The organism is Nonomuraea aridisoli (assembly GCF_003236395.1).
Taxonomy (GTDB): domain Bacteria; phylum Actinomycetota; class Actinomycetes; order Streptosporangiales; family Streptosporangiaceae; genus Nonomuraea; species Nonomuraea aridisoli.
Map to the genome: position 1 here is coordinate 1 of NZ_POUD01000560.1, position 1328 is coordinate 1328.

1 protein-coding gene and 1 pseudogene are annotated in these 1328 nt (G+C 70.4%); both read left to right on the forward strand.

Translation table 11 applies throughout. The features are described 5' to 3' along the window. Positions 1 to 614, forward strand: a pseudogene (locus C1J01_RS51740) (hypothetical protein); the annotation flags it as partial. Positions 615 to 707: 93 nt separating this feature from the next. Further along, the coding region (locus C1J01_RS48055; RefSeq protein ID WP_220040495.1) for a hypothetical protein at positions 708 to 1328 on the forward strand (621 nt) is incomplete at its 3' end.

Here is a 1328-nt window from a genome sequence, read left to right on the forward strand (position 1 = left end):
CCCCCACACCCACGGCCAATCCGGCAACCCAGCGCCCCGGCCCTGCGGCCTCGCCCTCGGCCCGGCCCACGCGAGAACCGGACAAGATCGAACCAGGCCGTCTCGCCTCCGACAAAGGTGCCAAGGCCCGGCCCACCTGGAACAGCGGCGGCCCGCAGGACCCGCCACAGACCACCGGCAAGCCGACAACGTCCAGCACCACGCGGACACTGCCCAAGCCGCCGGCGCCGAACGCCTCACTGTCTCCGTCGTCGCTGGCATTGGGCACAGGCCGCTCGGGGTCGTTCTCGCTGCTGTGCTCAGGTAGCTGCCAGATCACCTCCGGCACTGGTACCGGCGGCATCACCGTCTCCGGCAACCGCGTGACCGTCTCCGCGCCCCGATCCCGGCCCGGCTGCACCGCCACAACCGACTCCGGCATCGCCACCATCTCGTGGACCGGCACCACCACCGGCGACGGCGTCACCACCGCGGGCACCACCACCGGCGGCGGCACGCTGACCCTGACCGTCTCCTGGACGGTCGAGGCCGACAAAGGCACCTGGATGCCCACCGGATCGATCGGCTACGTCGGCAGCAGCGAAGGCTACTGGTCGAACTGCCGCAACGGCTGACCCACCCCTTCTGGACGGGACACCATGAAACGATTTCTCAGCAGCATCACCCGGCGGGAACGACGCTTTGCCGCCGCCGGCACGATTATCGCTTTGATTCTTCTACTGCCGGTCGTGGCCGTCGCCGAGCCCGGCCTGATCCCCGGCGCGGGCCCGGGAGCCGGTCCCCCCTCCAGGTCGGAGACGGCCGTCGATGTCAGCAGCGGCGACTCCTGCCGCAACATGCTCCCCGACGACACCCCCACCTACGTGGTGTGCCGATGGCTGACCCCGCCGCAGGACGCCGCGGAGGTGGCCGCGTTCTGGATGGCCGACGACGGCGCCAACCTCGAAGCCGCCCAGCCGCTGCCGCCCGAGTACATCCGCTGTAACGAGAAGACCGACCTGGCTGAAACGGGCCGGTGCAAAGGCGGCGAGACGACCTGCAAGCAGCAGGCCAGCGGCTGGTACGAGTGCGCCAACCACGCCACCGGCAAGGTCACCTACGAGCAGTACGTCAACGGCGAGAAGGTCGTGCAGACCTCGCCCCCGGCCACGCCATCGGCCACGCTGTCGGCGACGCCCAGCCCGTCGGCCTCCGCCGCGGCGGCCGTTCCCGATGCGGCGAGTCCTCCCGCGCAAGCCGACGCGACCGCGACATCGAGCACCAGCGACGGCGAGGAGACGGCTCTGCCGCCTGACGGCAACCCCACCAGCTCTCTCTTATACACATCT